This window comes from Chloroflexota bacterium, from assembly GCA_014360825.1.
Taxonomy (GTDB): Bacteria; Chloroflexota; Anaerolineae; order UBA2200; family JACIWT01; genus JACIWT01.
Genome location: JACIWT010000005.1, coordinates 127,637 through 150,539, shown reverse-complemented (window position 1 = coordinate 150,539; position 22,903 = coordinate 127,637). Strand labels below are relative to the sequence as shown.

Genomic DNA, 22,903 nt, shown 5'->3' with positions numbered 1-22,903 from the left:
AAATTGGCAATTTGTCCTACGTTTCCTAATTCATCCCTGTCTCTGCACCTTCAGCGCCTCGGCGGTGCAATTCGTACTTAGCGCCTCGGCGGTGCAGTTCTCGCCCCGCGGCGGATGGCATCGAGGATGGGTTCTGGCTCATGGATGCTGCCGCCCGCGTGAGGCACGAGAATGGTTGCCGCTTTGCCCGCCGCGCAGCGCTCGACCTCGAGCGCGATCTGGCCCATGTTGATCTCTGGGATGACGAAGGCACTCACATGGGCTGCCAACTCGCGTATTTTCTCTTCGGCGAAGGGCCACACCGTCACCAGTTTGAGCAGACCCACGCGGATGCCTTCCTTCCGCGCCAGTTCGATGGGCCACAGCGCCGTCCTTGCCGAGATCCCATATCCGACAACCACCACATCCGCACCCTCGGTATCTTCCTCGACGTACTGGATGATGTCGGCGCGGTTACGGCGAATCTTGTCCACCAAGTGGCGCACCAGCCAATCCTGCGTCTCCGCATCCACCTCTGGGTAGCCCCGCTCGTCGTGGGTCAGGCCAGTGACGTGGATGCGGTAGCCATCACCGGCATTGACCATCGGTGGCACACCATCGGGGTCAGGCCGGTAAGGGAGGTATTCACTGGGCGGCACCTTCGCCAAGCGGCGGGGGTAAACCTGGATCTCCTCCAACGGGGGGATGATCACCTTCTCTGTCATGTGGCCCACCGCCTCATCGGACATCACCAGCACCGGCGTACGGTATTTCTCCGAGAGATTAAAGGCTCGGATGGTGAGGTCGAAGAGTTCCTGGGGCGAACTGGGGGAGAGGGCGATGATTTCATAGGGGCCATGGGAGCCCCAGCGGGCCTGCATCATATCGCCCTGACCAACCAGGGTGGGCAGGCCTGTGGAGGGGCCACCGCGCTGGATGTTGACCACCACGCAGGGCGTCTCGGTCATGATGCCCAGGCCCAGGTTCTCCATCATCAGGCTGAAGCCCGGGCCAGAAGTGCTGGTCATAGCCTTCACCCCACCCCATGAGGCCCCTAAGATGGCGTTCATCGAGGCCATCTCATCTTCCATCTGGATGTAGATGCCCCCCACCTCCGGCAGGCGCTCGGCCATGCGTTCGGCAACTTCGGTGGCGGGAGTAATAGGGTATCCGGCGAAAAAGCGACAGCCGGCGCAGATCGCCCCTTCGGCGCAGGCCTCATCGCCATTCAGGAAAAATTCCCCGCTGAGTATGCCGCGCGCGCTCATAGCGCTTCCACCACCCCCTCCTCTTCCACACGGTAGATGGCGAATTCGGGGCACAGCATCTCGCATAGGCCGCAACTCAGACACCGGTCCCCGTTCACCACCCGCGGTACGTGATAGCCTTTGGAGTTCGATTGGTCTGACATTTCCAGGACCTGGCGCGGGCAAAAGCGCACGCAGAACTCGCAGCCCTTGCAACGCTCAGCAATGATATAAACGCGCCCGTGCGGCGCTTTGATCTGGCCCAGGTCTAATGGCTTCCGCCAGTATCGTGCTGCCACCTATGCCTCCGCTCTGCCCTTCGTTGCCCCACATCCACGCTGTGGGAGCAATCTCCTGATTGCGATCGCCGTATCGCCGTCTGGAGACGGCTCCCACGGTACTGTCTCTATGCGATGCGCTCACAGCGCGGCGACCAGTTCGGTGATTTCCAGAGGGTGCTTGGCCACTCGCACTCCTGCCTCCGAAAGGGCTTTGATTTTGCTCTCCGCCGTGCCCATGCCACCGTCAATGATCGCTCCGGCGTGGCCCATACGCTTGCCGGGCGGGGCGGTTTGACCGGCGATGAACGCTACCACCGGCTTGGTCATTACCTGGCCGATGTATTCGGCGGCCCGTTCCTCATCGGTGCCACCGATTTCGCCGATCAGGACCACAGCATCGGTATCCGGGTCGGCCTCGAAGAGGGCCAGAATATCCACGAAATTGCTGCCGATGACCGGGTCGCCGCCGATGCCCACACAGGTGGATTGGCCCAGACCCTTCTGGGTGAGAGCCCAGACCACTTCGTAGGTGAGGGTGCCGCTGCGCGAGACCAGACCCACGCGGCCCGGCATATGGATGTGACCCGGCATGATGCCCACCTTACACTGTCCGGGGGTGATGACGCCCGGACAGTTCGGGCCAACGAGCCTGGTTCTCCTTTCTTCCAGGTAGCGGCACACCCGGATCATATCCAAGGTGGGGATGCCCTCGGTGATACAGACCACCAAATCCAAGCCTGCATCGGCGGCCTCGTAGATGGCATCGGGAGCGAAGCGGGCGGGGACGTACACGATCGAGGCGTTTGCGCCCGTCGCGGCGACGGCCTCGTTCACCGTATCGAACACGGGCACACCGACGACGGTCGCTCCGCCCTTCCCCGGCGTGACGCCTGCCACCACATTGGTGCCATACTCGATCATCTGCCGGGTGTGAAATTCGCCCTCGCGCCCGGTGATGCCCTGCACAATCAGTCGCGTGTCTTTATCCACCAGGATGCTCATACCACCAACTCCCCTCGCGCTGCCTTGACCGCCTTCTCCGCTGCTTCGGCCAGGGTGGTCGCAGTGATCAGATTCGCCTCCGCCAGTATTTGGCGGGCCTCGGCCTCGTTGGTGCCCACCAACCGCGCTACCATAGGCACGGTGGGCATGGGTTGGCTACCTGTCTCCAATTCGCGCAACGCCTCCACGATGCCCCGCGCGACCTCGTCGCAGCGGGTGATGCCCCCGAAAATGTTGAATAGCACCGACTTCACATTGGGGTCTGAGAGAATGATCCTCAGCGCTGCCTTCACTTTCTCGGCGCGAGCCCCGCCGCCGATGTCCAGAAAATTGGCCGGGGAACCACCATAGAGCCTGGTCATGTCCATCGTGGCCATGGCTAGTCCCGCTCCGTTGACCATACAGCCGACCTCGCCGTCCAATTTCACGTAACTGAGGCCCTCCACCCGGGCAGCACGCTCGGCGGGGTTTTCCTCATCCACATCGCGCATATCGGCCAGATAGCGGTGGCGGAAGAGGGCATTGTCATCCAACACCATCTTGGCATCCAGAGCAATGAGTTTGTTGTCCGCGGTGACTACCAGCGGGTTGATTTCTGCCAGCGAGGCATCGCTGTCCACGAAAGCGTTGTAGAGCCCCTGGGCGGTTGTGGAAAAGGCGCTCAGATGCTCTGCACTCAAACCGATGCCCTTGGCCGTGGCCCGGATTTGGTAGTCGCGCAAGCCGATGAAGGGATCAATTGGCTGGGTGATGATCTTCTCCGGCCAGCGGCGGGCGATCTCTTCGATCTCGATGCCGCCCTCGCCAGAGGCCATCATCACCACGCGCCTGGCCCCCCGGTCAATCACCAAACCCAGGTAGATTTCCCTGGCGATGTCCACTGCCTCATCTACCAGCACCCGCTTCACCGACAGGCCCCCAATTTCCATGCCCAGGATGCTCTTGGCTAACTGCTCGGCCTCGTCGGCGTCTCGGGCGATCCTCACGCCACCTGCCTTGCCCCGCCCACCAGCCAATACCTGGGCCTTGACTGCCACCGGTTCCCCCAGTTCCTTGGCGATGCGCCAGGCTTCGCCGGGCGTGGTGGCCACCTGTCCTTTGGGGATAGGTATACCGTACCGTTCGAAGATGCGCTTGGCCTGATACTCGTGTATTTTCAACCTGTTTTCCTCCCGCACGTTATTTTAGAGCAGTTAGATGGGAAAGGCAACCTCCCGTATGGACAAAAGGGTCTGGGGATTCCAATCCAGCGTCAGATGACGCCTCTGGCAGCAAGCGGAGAGATGGGATAATAAAACCAGGTCTGATGAGAAGACCTCGGCTGAGGAAATCGTGGGGATGAAAGGGGTCGCCTGTGACCCAGGGATATATCCTCGACAATGTAGGAAGTGCCTCCCCCGATATCAGTGTAGTGTGCTGATGGTGAGGGTGGTTTACCCTCTCAGAGAGCCAGCCATAAGGCCGCTCATGAAATAGCGACCCAGGAAGATGTATACCAACAGAGTGGGCAGTGCCGCCAGCAGTGCCCCGGCCATCTGCACGTTCCATTCGACAATGAGGCTCCCGGCCAGGTTGTTCAGGGCCACGGTAATGGGCTGCACTTCGGGGTTGCCAATCACAGTAACCGCGAACAGGAAGTCATTCCAGATGGAGGTGAACTGCCAGATCACCACCACCACGAAACCAGGTGCAGACAATGGGAACAAGACGTGCCGGTAAATGCTGAAGATATTTGCCCCATCTATGCGAGCCGCCTCGACCAACTCCGTTGGCACCGATGCATAGTAGTTGCGGAAAATCAGGGTGGTAATGGGGATGCCATATACCACGTGAACGAAGATCAGGCCGGGGATGGAACCGTAGAGTCCCATTCGGCTTAGCGTCTGCATCAGTGGGATGAGAACGCTCTGATAGGGAATGAACATCCCGAAGAGAAGCAGTGGGAACAGCACCTCGGAACCACGGAATCTCCATTTGGACAGCACATAGCCGTTGATGGAACCGAGCATAGAAGAAATCAGCGTGGCTGGCACGGCGAGATACACGCTGTTCATGAAATTCTTGCCCAATCCACCAAACGTGGCTAGTTCGCCATACCCTTCGGCCGCGATACCCCCCGTCCAGGCTTTGACAAAACTGTCGAAATGCAAGCCGGATGGGAGAGCCCACATGCGAGACAGGCTTACCTCGGCGAAGCTCTTCATACCGGTGATCAGCAGAACGTACACCGGCATCAGATAGAACACGGCGAAGACCGTCAGGGCAAGGTAGATCAGCACCCGTGACCAGCGCAGCCTCGGCCTCATACCCATACGCGGTTCGATGATCTCTGCGTTCATATCTGGGCCTCCCTGCGGGTGCTGGACACCAAGTACGGGACAATGAGAACTGCCACCATCACCAGCAGGATGGTGGCTATCGAGGCTCCGCGGGCGAAACGGTTGCCCTCGAAGGTTGTCTCCCACATGAAATAGGCCGGCACGTCGGTGGAAAAACCGATGCCAGGCCCCGTCATCGCTACCACCAGGTCGTAGATCTTGAGGGAGATATGCCCCAGGATGATGACTGCGCTGAGGGTGATCGGCTTCAGTAGCGGCAGGATGATATGCTGTAGGATCTGCAACTCGGAGGCACCATCCACCCGCGCTGCCTCGCGCAGCTCATCAGGGATGCTGCGCAAGCCAGCCAGATACAGGGCCATAGTGTATCCGGACATCTGCCAGGTGGCAGCAATCACCACGGAAATCATCGCCACCGGTATGCCGAAGTTCGGGCGTGTGAACACGCCCAATCCCACTCGGTGCAACAATTGTCCAATACCCGACTCAGGATGTATGTACAGGACGGTGGGATCGGTGAACCAACCCGACTTGAGGAACCCCAAGCCCATGTGTTCGAACAACAGGTTGACCCCAGTAACACCACCCTCCGCGGTGCCCGGGTTGAGCAGCCAGCGCCAGACCACACCGGTGACAATAAAGGAAATGGCCATTGGGAATAGATAAACGCTGCGGAAAAATCCCTCGCCCCGGATGCGCTGATCGAGCAGCACAGCCAACAGAAAACCGATGGCCAAACACAACGTCAGGAAAAGCACTGTGAATACGACGGTGTTGCGTAAATCAATTTGAAAGCGTGGGTGTGCGAATAACCCCCGGTAATTATCCAAACCAACCAGCGTGAAATCGGGCAAGAGCTGGTTCCATTTGGTCAGCGAGACAAAGCCAGTGAAGCCGATGAAACCATACACGAAAATGGCGATCGCGATCGCCGAGGGGGCAAGCAACAAGACCGACACAACCCGTTCCCAGTTCAACTGTCGCATCCATTTCCTCCAAGACAAGGGGCGAGGCAGCCCCTTATGTTCGGACTGCCTCGCCTGAATGAGTGAAGGCCTACTTGCAGATGCCAGCCTCCACGCACGCCGCCTGCAGGGCCGCCTGCGTGCTGGCCACATCGCCCGTGGTGATGAACAAGGCGATGGCATCCTTGAAGTCAGCGACCCAGGACTCGTAGGCTGCCGCCCCGTGCATCACACTGGGCACAATAGCATCTGTAGCCCAGTCCTTCATGGCCGACTGCAAGTACTCATTGAACAGGGCAGGATTGCAGTCAGTGCGGGCGCAGATGGAGCCCTTCTGCGGGTTGAAGGCTTCCTGGCCCTCCAGCGAGCCACAGACCTTTAGCCAGTTGCGGGCGTTCTCCAGGTTCGGGGCCTTGGCGGGCAGAGCGAAGGAGTCCGACAAAGCCACGAAGATGCCCTTGGTGCCTGGCGGCGGCGCCCAGCCGTAATCGGTAAACGCCTTGGAGGTGAAGTACCCGTTGGTCCAGTCGCCCATGATGAACATAGCGCCTTTGCCGTCCACGATGTACTGGGCGGCTGCGGCCCAGTCGAGGGCTGGGTGATCAGCATTGGCATAGCTCATCATGCGCTTGAAGTACTCCAGCGCTTGAGTTACGCCCGGGTCCGTCCACGGGGTCGCGCCGGTCCACAAGCCACGGTACTTCTCGGCCCCCAGCGTGCCAGCCAAAACGTCCTCAAAGACGTGCGGAGCCTCCCAGCCACCACTGGTGCCTATGACGAATGGCTGGATGCCCTTGGCCTTCAGCGCTTCGCACACCGCAAAGAACTCATCGAAGGTGGTCGGTGGCGTCACGCCAGCCTGCGCAAAGAGGGACTTGTTGTACCATAGCACATTGGAGCGGTGGATGTTGACCGGGACTCCCCAGTAGTGATCCTTGTACTTGAGCAGGGTGAGCAGGTCTTTCGGGAAGACTTTCTCCAAGCCCTCAGAAGCATAGATGTCATCCAATGGTTGCAGGTACTTCTCCGGGCTGTAGCCTTCGACCTCCAGACCAGCGTGGAGCTGGAATGTATCGGGTGGATCACCACCGATCAGACGGGTCTTCAGCACACCTTTGAAGACCGAGCCCGCCCCTCCGGCCACAGTGGCGTTCACGATTTCGACATCGGGGTATTTCTGCTTGTAGATGCGGAACATCCCGGCCAGGCCCTCGGCCTCACCGCCCGCCGTCCACCAGGAGCCGACAACCAACTGGCCCTTAGCCCGCTTGCCGAACAGCAACTCGGGTTTGCCCGGATCATAGGTGGCCAGGAAGGCTGTGGCTGCCTCCGCGCTGGGGATCAGCAACTTCCAGCCGGGATGGATCAGGTCAGCGTTGGTGATGTAAGCGAAAGTCGGGTCTTCGATGTTCTTCTGGTTTGTGGTCGCCATGATGGCTGGCCAGGCGGTGCCACTGCCCAGGTACTTCTTCGCCAACGTCCACAGGTTGTCACCCAGTTTGACGGTATAGGTTACCTCTGCCTGTGGCGAAGGCGCGGCGCTCGCCACCGTCGTGCCCAGCAAGAGCACGGCGAGCACCAGGAACAGACAGGTGATCGTCCTCTTAGACATTTTTCCTCCTCCTTGTGGTTAAAAATTAACCGAAAACCCTCCTTTGCCAATGTCCGACAAACTCATCGCGCGATAGTCATCCCCCCTTTCTTCCCACTCTCTCAGGCAGTTCATTGTCGCTTCGGAACGATACGGTTCTACTGTCAGGGTATATTCTAAAGTCTCTTCCTCCGTTGGTATTTCCTCACCATGCTCCTTTAAACTCTCTATGTATAATTCGATAGCCTGTTTTGCCATCTCTTTGGCCTCTTCTACCGTGTCACCATAGGTGACACAGCCCGGAAGAGAAGGAACTATTGCTGTATAACCACCCTCGGGTTCTTTTCTAAGTAAGATTTTATAGCGCAATAGTCTCATACGATTACCTCGCATTCATTCATGGACGAACGGCGCACTGGACAATCTACCGAGCGCAGCGGAACCCCACATCATCATTGCGCAGATCCACAGTGCTACAACTCCGCTCAGTGGTGCGCACCAGATGTGAGTCGCTGAACCATCCCCCGCCCCGGATCACCCGGTACTTCTTCCCGAAATACGCCGACGTAAAGGTGCTGCCAGGATAGGCGTCATACCAATCGCTCGTCCACTCGGCGACATTGCCCGCCATATCCATCACCCCATAAGGGCTGGCTCCAGCCGGGAAACTGCCCACGATGGTGGTGCCGCGATAGCCTGATTCCTCCGTGTTGGCCTTGTCCAAAGCCCATTCGTTGCCCCACGGATAAATGAACCCCTCGGTACCCCGCGCCGCTTTCTCCCATTCTGCTTCCGTGGGCAATCGCTTGCCACACCACTGGCAATAAGCCACAGCGTCGTTCCAGGTAACCATGACCACCGGATGTCTGGGCTTCCCCTCGGCAAAAGTGCGCCAAGTATGGCTCTCACCTGCCTTCTCCGCCTCCGTCACGTAACCGGTCTGTTCCACAAAGGCTTGGAATTGCTCGTTGGTTACTTCGAACTGGTCTATCTCAAAGGCGTCCACGAAGACCTTGTGGGCTGGCTTTTCATCATCGTCTCCGGCGTCATTGCCCATGATGAATTCCCCAGCGGGTATGGCGATCATAGGGGCCTCGGCGATCCCACTGGTGGGCGCAGGGGTGAGGCCCGCTGCTGGTGTGGCGGTGGGGAGTGTGGCGAATGTGGGCGTCGGCGGAGGTGGGAGTGGTGTGGGTGTGGGGAGCACTTCCATCAAAGTGGGCACGACGACAGGTGGGGGTGTTTCCGAGGCCACAGGCCTTGGCCCGGCTGTAGGAGTAGGAACGGGAGCCCCTCCGCAGCCCGCGGTCAACAACAAGAAGGCAACCAATGAGAGCCACAGCGCTCGTCTCATAGCCCTCTCTCCTTGAGTGGACTCTGACCAACTCGATTGAATTTTCACTCATCTAAATTATAGCACTATTCGCCACAAAAAGCAATATTGCTATCCCAGATTTTCTGCAAATCGCGCTATTTCATTGCGCTGAACACCATCAGGCGATGGTTCTCCGAATCCGAGACGTAGATGTTCCCCACAGCGTCTATGGCGATGCCTGTCGGCATGTTCAGCGATGTAGCATCGGCCCCGTACTGGCCCCAGACGGTCAACAGTTGCCCTGTCGGGCTAAAGCGGGCGATACGATGGCTCTCGGGGATAGTGCAGCACACGTTCCCCTCCGGGTCGGTGGCAAGATAAGGCTTGTTGACCACCGACTGGCTTTCCCAGCCGTAGACGGACCACTCGGTCAGATAAGCGAAGTTCTGGTCGAATTTCTGGATGCGCTGGTTCCAAGTATCGGCCACATAGAAGTTACCATCCGTGTCCACCGCCAGACCTACCGGCTCCTGGAACTGGCCACTGAGCGCGCCCGCGCCACCGAACTGGCCTAATGAATTGCCCTTCCGGTCGAACTTCAACACCCGTTTGTTGCCCGTGTCGCTCACATACAGGTTGCCATCTTTGCCGATGACGATGTCGCGCGGGCCATAGAAGACGATACCTCCCGAACTGGTCATATCGCCGAACACGCCCCACTGGCGCACGAATTTCCCATCCGCATCGAACACTTGGATGCGGTGATTCCATGTATCGGCCACATACACGTAACCTTCATCATCCACCGCCAGGCCCCATGGCTCCTGGAATTGCCCCGGGGCGTTGCCCTGTCCTTGGCCGATCACGCGCACGAACTCGCCGTTCGGCTTGAACACCTGCACGCGGTGGTTCTGGCTGTCGGCGACGTAGATATTGCCGTCGGGACCGATGTCCAAGCCCTTCGGATACATGAGTTGTCCCGGTGCCGAGCCAGGTGAGCCAATGACCCTGGCCGCCGCAATACTCACCCACTTCTGGTCGTACTCTTCGCCGGGCAGTTTGATCTCGCCGGTGGCCACTTCCGGCCCATAGTCCCACAGGCGCACGGCCAAGTCCTTGCGCACGTACATAGCAAAGGTATGCACATACGTCCAAGAACTCACCGGAGTCTCGTACTTCCGGTTCCAGATGATATTCCAGGCACTCTGGCGCTTGGCCGGGTCTCGGGCATACTCGATGATCTTCCTGAGGGTGAGGCCCTTGTAGTCCTCAATCGGCCACCAGATGAGGCGATAGTCACGGCGCAGGTAGTTGTCGCCCAGGTAGGGTTTCACTCCGGGTTCGTTGCCTGGCCCGACAATGACCACATCCGCATCCAGAGGGCCAGCCGGCTGCTTGCCGAAGAACTGGGCGTTCTTGTAATCGCGGAGGTACCAGACGAAGGGCCAACTGGACTCGTCATCGTAGGCCACCTTCAAGTTCTCGCCCAGTTGAAGCCGTGCTTGCATATCCTCCAATTCGTCCATCACCCGGCGCGTATCGGGCGTGGCCGCGGCATAGACGAGGAACTCAGTGGCATAATTGGCATTCTTGAAAGATGCCATCCAGGCGAAACGCATGGTGCACAAGCCCAAGAGCACCAAGGTTACGATGAAAGCGCCGCGAAATACATTCGCGCGCCCCAGGCGGCGGCCTATGAGGTAGAGCACATAGGCCGTACCCACGAAGATCAATAGCGCCAGCAGCCAGCGTGAGGTCTCGCCGAGTTCCATCAGGCTGGTCCCGCGGAAGGGCCGCGCCACGAGGAGGATAACAAATGTGAATATAGCGAGCGGGAGGAGCGCGGTGAAGATAAGCCCTCCCCTCTCTCGCATCGCCTGCCAGTCGGTATTCTCCAGCACCCGCCCGATGTACCAGGCCGCCAGGAAGATGAATGGCACGCTCAAGTGCTGCATCAGCCAGGGCATCTTCTCACCGGCCCAACTGAATAGCGCCACGCTCATCCACGTCCAGTAGATGAGGAAGGGCACAAAGGCTATCGTGCCACCGCCAAGTGCACTTTCCTCCACGGGTGCTCGGAGGCGTCGTTTCGGCTCCATCTCGCTCTCTTGTCGGCCGCGGGTGGCATTGACCGCGTAGGCGAAAGTGCCGATCGTGGCGAAGAGCATGGGCAGGAACTCGTAGAGAGGCATGAGGAGGAGGTAATAGAACCAGGGTTGCCCGCCCCGCTGCACGGGCTGTTGCGACAGCCAGTAAGCCAACGAGCCGATCATCCCCGTGGCAATCCCCTGTCCGTTTGTGAACATGGTGGTAAAGAGAGTGATGCAAATGCCCCAGTAGATGCCTGCTGAGGCCAGCCACTGACGACGTTTCCACCAGATTCCGATTACCGCCGAGGCCACCACAAAGGCCAGGAAAACGAGCAGGTTCAATAGGACAGGTCGCCAGGCTCCACTCTGCAGGTTCATGATTTGGGCCCAATCATGTTGCATGGGGTCAATCCCCAGCACTTTCATGGCGAACGGGGAAAGTGAGGGCAACACCAGGGTGAAGAGCAAGAGCGCCATATCGAATTCGGGGAAACTGACGAGCGAACGACCGCGGGCTCTGGACCAGCGGTACAACAACAGTAGTCCTAAGAACGAGCCGATAATCAGACCGTAGATGAACACCACTTCTTTGCTGCAAAAGGCCAGTGCGAACGAGGCGGCCGCCAGATAGATATACTTATCGCGCGGCTTGTCCAGGTACTGAAAAATAGCGTAGATGAGCAATAGCCCGAATACGAGCAAAAAGGGGTCGTGACGGAAGAAACGCCCACGGTGCATCAGGACCGGCGAAATGACCAGCAGCGCGCAGGCCACCAGCGTGCCCATCCGCCCCAATTGTTTGCGGAACAGGAGGGGAATGAACAAGAGCGCGATGCTGAAAACGCCTGCCCCCAACCGCCCCGTGAAGTCAGTGATACCGAAGATGAGGAAGAGCAGGGCGGTGAAGTGATAACCAAAGGGGCCGTGGTAGATGGGATTGTGGATGTAGCCCTGGCCTGTGGCCAGTTTCCACGATTCCCAGGCGTGGATGCTCTCGTCGTGGTCGTAGGAGCGGCCTCCCAGGTCCCAGAGCCGGGTCGCTATCCCGACGAGGAGGATGATGACGAGGGCGATGCGCCACCAATCCAGCCGCACCACCTCCCATAAAGATCTCTGAAGCGTCGTGGTCTCTTTTCCGATTTCTCCTTGCATAGAGTCCTCTTTCTACCTCTGAACCCAAAGTTCGACGTTCTCATAGGATAGCCCACCCACCGCGTCATGCCAGAGGAGCCACTTCACGCGGTCCACTGCCGACAGAGAGCCGGGCGTCCAGCGCGTGCGCAGGGCGAAGCGCAGGCCCAGATACTTAGCCGGCTTGCCAGCATCCGCCGGGGCGATGACCACTGGCGTAGCCGGCGATGGGATGGGATTATTAGCGAAAGACAAATCCGCGAAATCGCGCAGATACCAAGCCAGGGGGATCTCCAGGTCCTTCTGCAGCGTTACCCCGATGACATGAGGGTCTTTGGCACGCCGCTGGGAGATCTCCTCGACCCAGTGGACCAAATTGAGGACATCGGGCGAAGTGGCCACGGCGACGAAAGGTTCGCGGGGGTCACGGCCATACTTGAAATTCAGATCCACGCTGCCCTTCACGCTCAGCGCCAGGGTCAGTGCCAGGAGCGAGAGAAGTATCACCCGCCATATCCGCTGGGCCAGGGTATTCCAAAACAGCGCGTAACTGGCGACCAATAGCAATAACAAAGCCAGGCCCCGCAACAGATACTCGCGGCGCATAGTGAACAGGTAGTCGCCCAATCGTATCCTGGCGGCGAACAGGAGCACCAGGGTGATGGCCAAGAGGAGCCATTCGTCGGCGCTGAGGCCTTCGGTTCCGAGTTCATCCACCAGCCGACCGATCGCCTTGCCTGCCAGCAGGGTCAGGGGCGCGACGATGAGGACGAAATACTCCGGGCGCTGATAGCCGGGCAGAGAGTGGAACACCAGGGCAACGACGAACCAGAACGCCGCGCACGTGGAGACGAAATCCCGCTCGCGGAAGACGAGATACAGGCCATAGAGCCCGAAGATCAAGGGCAGGGGTTCATAGAGCAAGAGCCAGGTGAAGTGTGCGTACCACGGTTGATCCGTCGGGCGGGCGAAATGGCCCAGCCACTGGCCGAACTGGTCAATGGTCATCTGGATGCCGGCGGGGTTCAGAGCGAAGGCCGTCGCCCAGAGCAGGAGGAAGGCGAGGCCAACGAGGACGGGCTGTCGCCAGGCTCCGCTCGCCGCTGCCTCGCGCCCGGCGGCCACGAGTCTGGCCCAAGTCTCGTCGCCCGCACGGGCACGCCAATACAAGAAAACGGCGAACAGGGTGACGATCAACAGCACGCTATACATCCCCGGCCCGGCCATCAACCCCAGGGCCAGGGAGATGGCCCCCAGGTAGAGATAGCCGCTTTCTCGCGTCTCCGTATAGTTGTAGACGGCAGCCAGGAGCCCCAGGGCGGCGGCGACCACGAAGATCGCGCCGTCGGCGGTGCGAGAGATGAAGATGAGAGAAGCGGAAAGGGCCAAGAGAGCCGACGCAGCGATAGCGCCGTTTGATCCCAGGGACTTGCGCAGAGCGTAGGGCAGGGCCACCAGGTACACGCCGCAGAGGAGAGACAATACCCGGGCCACCATATCACTGGCGCCGAAGGCGAAGAAGAGGAGCGCGTTGCCGTGGACCAGGAGCGGGGTGAGACCCGGCGCATAGGCCCAGCCGCCGCCTTGCGCCCGCCAGGCAGCGAGGGCGATAGCAGCCTCCCCATCTAAGAGCGGCCAGCGACCCAGGGCAAAGAGCCGGATCGCCGCAGCCAGAAGGGCGAGGCCCAGGTAGATGGCCCGCTCCACGGTCAGCCAGGCCCAGGGGGATGCATCCTCGCGTGTGTTCTCGGCAAAAACGTAGGTTGTGGTCATGTTGAAATTTCCCTCAGCAACAGTTTCACTTTGTCTTTTTCTTGCACCGAATGGGAGTTTGTTCCTTCACTTCTGCTATCACATTCAGCAACTCAGTATACGTCCCCTCGCCACCGATCTTATCCCAGAACTCTCCGCCCATCAATACCTCGGCTTCCATGTCCATAATCTGAGCGGTGAACGGATGGCTGTAGGCTTCACGCGTGATGAACGGGTTGTAAGCGAATGCGAGATAAGCTTGAGGATTCTTTGCATGATGTAAGGCCGTGAATGTCAAAATCCTCTTGAGCTACTTCGATGCTGTATTTCACTGCGTCATCCTCTGCGCAATCCCGCCACGTCTCGCACCGAAACCAACCCATTCTCACGCAACACGTAGATTGTCCCTTGAATTTTCTCGTCAGATACTTCATCCTCGTCCAAATCGAATTGGCGTCTGACTCGCTGAGTGATTCGTTTAAGATTTTCTGACAGCGCCTGTTCTGGCGTGTCGCCTTCCACACCGTCGAGCAGGTAGTAGGCTGGCATCGTGCCCCATCCGTCAAAGAATAGCACTTCGTAAATCATCGGATTGCTCAACTCCTAAAGATCTTATCAAACTTCAGAGCCTGTAAATCCCGCGCTTTAACACTACCAAACTATTAGATTAATCCTATCTTCACGGGATTAACCCTAAATCCTTCTCAATTTGATGAATATTCTGCTTAGATTGATACAGACTCTGAATCTTTCCTACCTCAATGAATCTGAGTACGGGTTGTATTTCATGGAATGTCCCCGAAAGCAATTTATTGACAGCACCCAAAGCATCGGCTGATGCTACCAGGAAAATCCGGCTGTTCCATATGTCGTAAGCATGTTTTAATTTTCCCATTGCGTGATACAGGTCACCGCCTACTTGAACTTCAAAAGCATATGTTGGAACAGACTCTGGGAGTCTCCTCCATGTTACATCTAACCACTCTGTGCCCATCGGAAATTCAAGATCTGCGACATAGCCTTGCAATTTTCCAATTTCCAGCAACAAGTTTTTAATATTCTCGTGTGTTGGGGAGAGAAAATCTACTTTCACGGGCGGAGGGAGTATGGAAATTTCTCGCAGCAATTCCATAGAGACGTTGGGATTTAATGCCTGAATGATTGGTTCTACCTCTTCCCCTTCTTTGAGGATTAACGGTTGCCTGAATTCCCCTCCCCGAGGTACTGATATCTTTTTATCCTTCCACCTGTTTTCAGGTAAAAGAAACTCTACGTCGAATTCAAACCTAAGAGGCCACTTTACACGCCCTTCTTCTATCTCAGCATTCCACAAAGGGACATCTTGGTAGAACTTGCGTCTGACGATTCCATATCCAACTATCCCCTTCACTTTGCCACTTACATAGAACAGTATCACATCATTGGGTGCAATCGCTAGCCAATAAACCTTGTCAAGTTTACTCTCTTCAAGTCCCCAGATCCCTCTGGAGATAAGTGCTTGTCTCCAATTTGTTTCCGATCCCGTTACAATCCAAAAGTTTCTCATCTACACAATCACCTCCTCATTATCGCAGCCTACCGAATCAATGCCCAAAACCGTGGCCTCTACTAGCGTAATGCCGGAGCCACAGAACGGATCACACACTGACTTTGGATTAAACTTAGGCAGGAAGATCTCAGCCAACTGGGGAATAAACTTCCCAAGGTACGGGTGGAGGCGGTGGACATGTTTTGTCCTTTCCCGCTCCGGTAGATCTTGTTCCCGCCAGTTCAGGTTGAGGGACTCAAGAGGTGTTTCAGGTCTAACAGAGGCGAAGTCTGTAAATGGCCTTGCACTATACACGGGATTGTAAGACAATTCCGCTTACCCCCAAACTAGGTTCATCTTCTCAATGCCGTCAACGACCGGCAGAGGGAGATTCCGAGAAACGCGGAACAGAATCCATTCCTCTAAAACTTCCTCTAGTTCATCACGGCAGGCTTCAAGGGTCTCGGCGTTACCGTATACGCCATCGAAGCCTGGGATCTCTCCGTAGAAAGTGCCGTCATCGGGAAGGATTTCGTACTTAGCCCTCCGCATCGCCGCTCGAATATAGGATGTCAACATACTGGCTCCTCCTATACACCATACATTTTAGATCAGGCGGCATCTCGCTTATCTTCCTCTCACCGCACCCGATAAATCGCCACACCCCCGCCAGAATAGACCCGATCCATAAACAGGCCGAAGCGCGCTGCCATCTCCGGCGAGAGGCCGAACTTGCTGCGCTCCAGGTCCCCCACGTACACGTACATTATCGCATACTTGTCCAGCAGCGTCAAAACCTCGTTCGGGTCGCCCGACTGGTAGATTCTAACGATGTCGGGCTCGCGGCGGCCTGGTTCCGCGTAGTTGCCCCGCCACTGCAACTCGTGGAAACCCCAACCCAACACCGTGGGCAGCCCGGTGAACGCCGAGACCATGTTGTGCAACTCAGGGCTGTAGGAGGGGCCGTTCGCCTCTACAATATAGACGGTGCCACGGACGTTGCGGTTCAACCATTCCACAGCGGCGTAATCGTCAGGGCGGAGTTGCTGGTAGAAGGCGGTGCCATCCAGCGTCGGTTTCCCGGCGAAGCCGCCCGCCTTGGCCCAGATCGCGCCCAGGGGATAAACCAACTGGGCGACGAGCAGCACTCCCCAGCACAATCCCCATGCCAATCGTGCCCCTGTCCGGAGGTGCTCGAGCGTATAACCCAAAGTCACCGGTGCCGCCACTGCCAGCAGCACCCAGGCCTGATAGTAGAACTTGAACACTGTGTTCATCCGCGTGCCGAAGGCGTCCCGCAGGTAAACGAACTCCACTCCAAGCGACAGAAGCAGCGCCACGACCACCAGGAGAACACAGAAGAGAACGGCGGCGTGGGGTGTCCCAGTCTCGCCCGTCTCCCGGCTTCGGGCGAGCAACGTTATCCCCACTGCGATGCCGAGGGCCAGAAATAGCGCCAGCCAGGGGTCCCCCAGGCGCATGGCCAGAACCTGGCGGGCCACTTCACCCAGCCCTCGTCCGGCCAGTTGCTCTCGCACGACTTCCTCCTGCAGCAAAGAGCGCCCCAGCGGAGTGAAAACCAGCCCCGCCGCCAACCCCCCGAGGAGCATCCCAGGCCCCCCGATACAGATAACAAGGTACCATAGTACTTGTTGGAGCACTTTCCGCACCCCAACTCGCACCCCCAAGTGAGCCAACTGCACCAACAAAAAGCCCGCCGCGGTGAAGATGAGAAGGCCGAACATGATCAGGTATTGGTGTAGCCGCGTGCCATTGATGAGATTGGGCAGTAGTCCCCCCGCCTGGGAGCGGAAGCCGATGTAGAAGGGTAGGTATAGCAGGACCCCACCAACCCCCAGGAGGAGCGCGAAACCCAGTGCTTCATCCCAGGGCCACCGACCTTCTCGCCAGAACCGTCCCAGGGTGTGGCAGGCTACGACGATCAACAGATAGACGGGGAAGTCCCAGGTGTTCAGGAAGCCCAGGCCGCCGAGGATGAGACAGGCCAGCAGCAAATCGCCCAGTTGACGTCGGACAAGAGACTCCATATGAGCACGGACGCCGGTGGCGTCCGCCGGTGCCTCTTGCATTGCATTCAGCAGGGTACTGAACCCCAGCGCCAATGCCAGCAAGACGAAGGGTAGTGCCAGCACGTGGGGATGCACGTCGCCCAGGACGAAACTGAACAGGGGGAACTCGTCAATGACCTCCATCGAACGCCCCAGTAGATCCCGGTCGTGGATCACCCGCGAGGCCCGCCACCACCACCAACCGTCAGATGGAAACCACGCGCCGGTCACGGGCGCATCGGCCAGGCCCTTCACGTCCACCCACTGCCAGAAGGAAAGCGAGCCGAGCCCCCTGGCGTGCAGCACCTCCAACAGACCCTCCACGTTGCCGATCTCGGTTACCAGGAGAGCCCCCACCAATCCCCAGGCCAGCGCGCGTTTCATCCCGCCGTGGTATGAGGCCACCAGGTTCGTCACCAGGCTGAACGCCCCGCTCATGGTGGCGGCGAAGAGCGTGGCCACGATGAGATTGAAGGCCACAGCAGTCCTCACCCCGGCCAGGACGGTCAGTAGGGCCATCAGGAAATAGCCGAAATAGTAGTAACTGATGGCGAAGCCCGAAAGCCAGGGGTCAGGTGGCGGCACGGTTCCTGCGCGCACGATGGCGTTCAGAAAAGCGAACTCCATGGGCTTTTCGGTGGCGGCGATGTCGGGATTATAGGCCCGGTAGAGGACCCAGGCCAGGAAGGAGACAGTGAACACCAGTTCGGTGACGATGACCAGGCGGACGTTCTGGCGAAGGAAGGCGACGACCTCAGCAGTGTGCCGCAGACAATAGAGCGCCGCCAGGATGATCACCGTCAAGATCGTGGCCCGCGTCAACCGCAGGAAGCCGAAACTGCCGCCGATCCAGATGATGTATCCGGTCAGCAACAGCCCCAGCAATTTCGAGAGGCCATAGCCCCGCTCAGGCAATGGTCGGAAAAGGCGCAGGGTGATGGGTAGGGCCCCCAACCCCAGCGCCTCAAATGCCAGCCACCAACTCGCGACCGACAGCAAGTCCCTCATCGCACGTGGAATATCTGTACCTGCTCGTTTCGGTACACCAACTCTAACAGTCCCCGCTCTGCCATATCCTCGAACCTGGCGCGAGCCTCTGGCCCATAATAGGCCTCTTCCATCTCCCCGAAGTAGATGTACTCGACGTTGTACTTGCGGATCAACGCCCGCAGGCGGGTTTCATCGGCTGTGGTGTAGAACTCGCGCACGTCGTTCAGCCGCCGATCCACCACATCGTGGCCCACCACCTGGCGCTGCTGTTTCTGGTGCCAGTTGTAGCCCACAATGGTCGGCAGCCCGGTGTAAACGGATACCCGCGAGCCCCAGCGGTAAGGCTCAGCGTTACCCTCGGCCACCACCGGTGAGCCCTCGACGTTACTCAGCATCCACTCGATGGCCTCCTGGTCCCAGTGGAGTTGCAGGTCGCGCCCGGCGTCGTTGTAGACGGCTGTCTGCATGAAGGCCATGCCGTCGAGTCCCGGTCCCAGGCTGGGGTCGAAGCGATCGCGGATCTTGGCCTTAGAGGCCAAGATAGGGTAGAGCGCCGCGCAGAAGACCAGGACCGCGAACACCACGCGCCACGCATTGCGAAGCCCGGGTTCCCAACCCTCCAGATGTGGCCAGAAGTCCACCAGGCAAGCCGCTGCCGTCACGCCCCACAGTACCCAGACCTGCAGGTAGAACTTGAACACCGTGTTCATCCGCCCGATATCGCCCTTGAGTACCAGCACTTCCACTGCCATCGTGATGCACAACGCCAGGCCGATGAGGAACACGAGGGTGCGTCGTCGCGTCTCCGCATTGCGGCGCAGACCCAACGACAGGGTCAAGACGAGGATGAGCAACCCAAAGGTATACACGTACTCCCGGGCCGCAATGCCTTTGAGGGCAACGAGAAGAATGAGTCCCGCCACAACCCCTGGTCGGAACCAAGCATTGGTCGCCCGAGAGTACAGATGCCAGGCTCGAGCCGGGCGATACCACCAGCGGGAGAAGAAACGCACCGTCCGCCCAAATTCCGTCCTGCGCAGGAACTCGGTGATCAGCCAGGAGACAATAACGAAGAGGAAGACGCCGTGAATGAGAAAATATTCGGTGAACCCAGTGCGTGGCCCTTTCCAGCGCTCGAAGGCGGTGTAGGCCGCGCCGTAGTAGGCGTCAAACGGGCGGAAAAGCAATACGCTAAGAACAGCCACCGCTACCGCTTTGAGCCCCGCGGATTGGATGCCCTCCGCATCTATCCGCCCACGCCGTCCGTATTCTCCCAGGGCCAGCGCCCCGACTGTTACCAGCAGGTAGGTTGGCCAGTCCCAGGTATTGATGCAACGCAGTGCCCCGACGGTCAACGCCGCCAGGAACACCTCTCCAACCCCAGCCCAATCCACTCGCTCCAACCAGCCACACTGAGCCTTCAGCCCCTCAACCCAACGGCTCACCTGGGGCCAGCGGCGCAATACGTCCCAGTCGTCCAGGCAGGCGCTGCTTCGGTCTGAGCCATTGATCCGCGGCAGGACGTAGTTCAGCGCCAGCCCAACCGCCAGCAGCGTGAAAGGCAGAGCGATGAAGTGAGCGTGCAGGTCAGCGTAGAGGATGGTGAAGAAGGGGAACTCGTTGATCTCGCCATGGACCATCACCCGCGATGCGTTCCAGTACCACTCCTGCAGTCCGATGGGCAGCGGGGTGTGATGGACCAGCGCCTCTTTGAGCCCGCCCAGGGTCTGATAGATGCCTCGCAGGACGGGCAGTGAGGTTTGAATTTCCGCCTGGTTGAGTTTCCGCAGTGCGCGCACGATGAGCGCGGCCTCACCTAAGTTGCCGAGCACGGCCACGAAAAGCCCTGCCACCAGACCGGCGATCTCCGCCCGTCGCTCGCCCCAGCCAGCCATCAGGTTGTAGGCCACTGAGAAAGCCCCTATGGCAATGAGTGCGGCCAGGAGCGGCACAGTCAGGTTATAGGCCACCCAGGGCACGATGCCCGTGAGTTTGATCAGGGTGCCCACGATGATCTGCCCGAAGTAATAATAGTTCAGGTAGCCCCCGGCGAACCACGGATCGTAGGGTGGGAAGATGCTGCTCTTCATCACCGCGTTGAGGTAGGCGAAATCCATAGGCTTTTCGCCCCCGCGCCAGGCGTGCCAGAGATCGGGATTGCCCCAGCGCAGGAGCAGGAAGCCGAGGAAGAAGGCCAGGAAAGCCACCTCCTCCAACAGGATGATGCGCCGCTTCTCCTGCCAGAGGGCGCGATAACCATCGCGGCGAGAGTACACCAACGCCCCAGCCCCTGCTGCCGTGAGAAATAGTGAGAGGAGAATCGTCCCGCGGGTGTAGCGAAACAGGCCGGTGTTCACCAGCATCCACGAGAGCCAGGCCAAGAGGAGCAGGCCCAGCGCCTTGCTGAGGGCCCAGCCTCGGTCGGGGAGGTTCCGCCCCACTGCATTCATCCATGGGAACGCCGCCAGGCCCACCACCTCGACAACGAGAAGCCAGACGAGCAGGGGTAGCCTATTGGCCAGATCGCCGGGGTGGAACATCGCCGACCATGTGCCACCCTCGCGCTGGATCTTCGCCTGCTGCGCCGTGAGCATCAGGCCGTTCTTATACGATGGCAACTCGATGGGCGTCAGTTTGCGCACCGCATCCCAGTCCACCACGTCCAGCAGTTCCCGCGCCCGCTCGCGGGAGTATTCGGGCGTCTTCTGCCAGATAATGACTTTCGGGTGATCATAGACGGTGAAGGACTCCTCCGCCTCGTCATCCACAAAGCGAATGGGTCCCAGTGTGGGATAGGATGTGAAGACCTTGATGATCTTGAAGCCCAATTTCTCCTGAAACATCAGGTTGTAGTAGTTTATCTGAAAGGGGAAGCGCATGGGCAACTGGATCACCGACCCGTACACACGGTTGGAACTGGAGACGATGTAGTCGGCCATATCCAGCCAATCCAATGTCTGTTCGAGCAGAGGCGGGTCGTTCTCGGAGTAAAGTTGCATCTGCACGCCGACGAACATCCCTGTCCCATAGGCATCCTTGCCATCCACGCCGCGCCAGGGCAAGGCATCATCCCAACTGGTCTCGCTGGCGATTTTGGACCCCTGCGGGATGTGGTCGTACATCCAACTGGAGGCTTGCACGCGGGTCAAACGGCGGGTGTAGATACGGGTGAAGGCGAAGGCATACAGAAAGGTGCCTAATAGCACGAAGAGGCCCAAAGATGCTGCCACACCCATCCAAATGAGACGGAGCCGTTTCTCACCGGTCGAGGCCGCTTTCGCCCGCGCTGCATCCCAGACTCTCACCACCAGATAAGCGGCAAACATAGCCAAAAAAGGATAGATGGGCACCATATATCGGATGCTGCACACGAATTGGGACCCTTGGTAGAGGAACCAGAAGCCCACCCAAGTGAAGGGCACGAGGTGAACGAACTTGCGGCGACGTAACAACTCCCACCCGGCGATGGCCCATCCCAGCCACGCAGCGGCTCCAAGCGGGAACCCCATCGCCCACTGCACCATATTCTTGAACGGGAACCATAGTGGAGTACGACCTGCCCACTGGTGGCTCGGGGGCCAGTCAATCAGGCCCGAGGCCATGCGCTGTGCCTGGCCCATCATGCTCAACCAGTACATCGTTGGTTTTATGTCAAACAGGCCGGGGCCCTCAAAAGAGTAGGGCTGCGCCAGGCGAAAGGCCAGGAAAGCCACCAGCCCAGCACCCATCAGACCCAGACCGACGGCTATCAGTCCCCTGACCCTCGTGGAAACAGCCACGTCCAGCGGCCGAACCTCGACCGAGACCCGCAACCCAGCGATGACCTGTCGCAGGGAGACCAGCGGGCGCGGTTCCCCCTCTCCGGCATCCTTCCATCGGCGGTAGAGGCGCAAGGCACAGGCCAGCAACATAAACGGCAAGAAGAACGCTGCACTGATCTTGCAGGCCACGCCCAACCCATAGCACAGGCCCATCAGCAAGAAATCTCGCCAGTTGCCATCATCGGCAACGCGGGCCGCGAAGTACGCCGTGGCCACAATGAAGAAGCCCAGCGCCATATCTACCACGTAGAAATGGGACTGCTGAATGTGATAGACCGTGGTAGCGGCCAGGAATGCCGCCACGACGCCTACGCGCAGGTCGTACAATTTTCTAGCCAACAGGTAGACGAAATAGATGGTGCCCAGGTCGAACAGGGCGGAGACAAAGCGCCCCACCAATTCGATATTCACCGGGTTGGACTTACTGAGCACCTCATAGGCCCAGCGAGTGAGGAAAATGGGCAGTGTGCCGTAGACCAACCCGCCGTAGCCATGGGTGTAGGGATTGAGAGGAGAGTTGGCAGAATCCAGATACTCCGAGAAACTCTTCGGCAGATGGATCGCCCCAGTGAGCATCACCATGAAGCGCTCGTCGGGGTGCAAGAGCGTCCCTTCGTCCCAGTTGCGACCCAAGAAGCGGAAATACGCCCCGAGCAACAGGATGATGACAAGCGAGGCGATCAAGAGCACTCGCTCTCGCACAGCCGGGTCACGCAACCTGGCTATTTGTTCCCAGAGATCCGGCTCTTCTGGATACGATGCCTCATGGAATCTCCCCGCGTTCATACCACCCTCAACCATCT

Annotated in this window: 17 protein-coding genes; all 17 read right to left on the bottom strand. The window is 58.8% G+C overall.

Annotation, left to right across the window (positions count from 1 at the left end):
* Positions 1 to 77: 77 nt before the first annotated feature.
* On the bottom strand, positions 78 to 1,247 hold the full coding sequence (locus tag H5T64_05145) for a 2-oxoacid:acceptor oxidoreductase subunit alpha (GenBank protein ID MBC7263729.1): 1,170 nt from the start codon (positions 1,245 to 1,247) through the stop codon (positions 78 to 80).
* Positions 1,244 to 1,525 (bottom strand): 4Fe-4S binding protein, encoded by a 282-nt coding sequence (locus H5T64_05140; protein ID MBC7263728.1) that lies wholly within the window; start codon positions 1,523 to 1,525, stop codon positions 1,244 to 1,246. Before H5T64_05140 ends, H5T64_05145 begins: the two co-directional genes overlap by 4 nt.
* A gap of 120 nt (positions 1,526 to 1,645) precedes the next feature.
* Positions 1,646 to 2,509, bottom strand: a complete 864-nt coding sequence (sucD, locus tag H5T64_05135; GenBank protein ID MBC7263727.1) for a succinate--CoA ligase subunit alpha — start codon at positions 2,507 to 2,509, stop codon at positions 1,646 to 1,648.
* A complete protein-coding gene (gene sucC / locus H5T64_05130; GenBank protein ID MBC7263726.1) occupies positions 2,506 to 3,687 on the bottom strand; it encodes an ADP-forming succinate--CoA ligase subunit beta in 1,182 nt (393 codons plus the stop codon). The genes sucD and sucC overlap by 4 nt, the downstream gene beginning before the upstream one ends.
* 255 nt (positions 3,688 to 3,942) lie before the next feature.
* Positions 3,943 to 4,821: a carbohydrate ABC transporter permease gene (locus H5T64_05125; protein MBC7263725.1), complete on the bottom strand. Its 879-nt coding sequence runs from the start codon at positions 4,819 to 4,821 to the stop codon at positions 3,943 to 3,945.
* Positions 4,822 to 4,844: 23 nt separating this feature from the next.
* Complete coding sequence (locus H5T64_05120; protein ID MBC7263724.1) at positions 4,845 to 5,834, bottom strand: sugar ABC transporter permease; 990 nt, start codon at positions 5,832 to 5,834, stop codon at positions 4,845 to 4,847.
* A gap of 70 nt (positions 5,835 to 5,904) precedes the next feature.
* On the bottom strand, positions 5,905 to 7,245 hold the full coding sequence (locus tag H5T64_05115) for a carbohydrate ABC transporter substrate-binding protein (protein ID MBC7263723.1): 1,341 nt from the start codon (positions 7,243 to 7,245) through the stop codon (positions 5,905 to 5,907).
* 198 nt (positions 7,246 to 7,443) lie between these two features.
* A complete protein-coding gene (locus tag H5T64_05110) occupies positions 7,444 to 7,782 on the bottom strand; it encodes a type II toxin-antitoxin system HicB family antitoxin (protein ID MBC7263722.1) in 339 nt (112 codons plus the stop codon).
* A gap of 46 nt (positions 7,783 to 7,828) precedes the next feature.
* Positions 7,829 to 8,758, bottom strand: coding sequence for a formylglycine-generating enzyme family protein (locus tag H5T64_05105; GenBank protein MBC7263721.1), 930 nt, complete (start codon positions 8,756 to 8,758; stop codon positions 7,829 to 7,831).
* Positions 8,759 to 8,874: 116 nt separating this feature from the next.
* Positions 8,875 to 11,961, bottom strand: a complete 3,087-nt coding sequence (locus H5T64_05100; protein MBC7263720.1) for a TIGR03663 family protein — start codon at positions 11,959 to 11,961, stop codon at positions 8,875 to 8,877.
* Positions 11,962 to 11,973: 12 nt separating this feature from the next.
* The gene (locus H5T64_05095) at positions 11,974 to 13,713 is read right to left on the bottom strand and encodes a glycosyltransferase family 39 protein (protein ID MBC7263719.1); all 1,740 of its coding nucleotides are present in this window, start codon (positions 13,711 to 13,713) and stop codon (positions 11,974 to 11,976) included.
* A 25-nt stretch (positions 13,714 to 13,738) separates the two neighbouring features.
* Positions 13,739 to 13,990, bottom strand: coding sequence for a TdeIII family type II restriction endonuclease (locus H5T64_05090; protein ID MBC7263718.1), 252 nt, complete (start codon positions 13,988 to 13,990; stop codon positions 13,739 to 13,741).
* A 38-nt stretch (positions 13,991 to 14,028) separates the two neighbouring features.
* The gene (locus tag H5T64_05085; GenBank protein ID MBC7263717.1) at positions 14,029 to 14,280 is read right to left on the bottom strand and encodes a hypothetical protein; all 252 of its coding nucleotides are present in this window, start codon (positions 14,278 to 14,280) and stop codon (positions 14,029 to 14,031) included.
* Between the two features lie 91 nt (positions 14,281 to 14,371).
* Positions 14,372 to 15,238 (bottom strand): EVE domain-containing protein, encoded by an 867-nt coding sequence (locus H5T64_05080; protein ID MBC7263716.1) that lies wholly within the window; start codon positions 15,236 to 15,238, stop codon positions 14,372 to 14,374.
* Between the two features lie 318 nt (positions 15,239 to 15,556).
* Complete coding sequence (locus tag H5T64_05075) at positions 15,557 to 15,799, bottom strand: type II toxin-antitoxin system HicB family antitoxin (protein ID MBC7263715.1); 243 nt, start codon at positions 15,797 to 15,799, stop codon at positions 15,557 to 15,559.
* Positions 15,800 to 15,858: 59 nt separating this feature from the next.
* On the bottom strand, positions 15,859 to 18,288 hold the full coding sequence (locus tag H5T64_05070) for a hypothetical protein (protein MBC7263714.1): 2,430 nt from the start codon (positions 18,286 to 18,288) through the stop codon (positions 15,859 to 15,861).
* 5 nt (positions 18,289 to 18,293) lie between these two features.
* A complete protein-coding gene (locus H5T64_05065; GenBank protein MBC7263713.1) occupies positions 18,294 to 22,901 on the bottom strand; it encodes a glycosyltransferase family 39 protein in 4,608 nt (1,535 codons plus the stop codon).
* Positions 22,902 to 22,903: the final 2 nt, after the last annotated feature.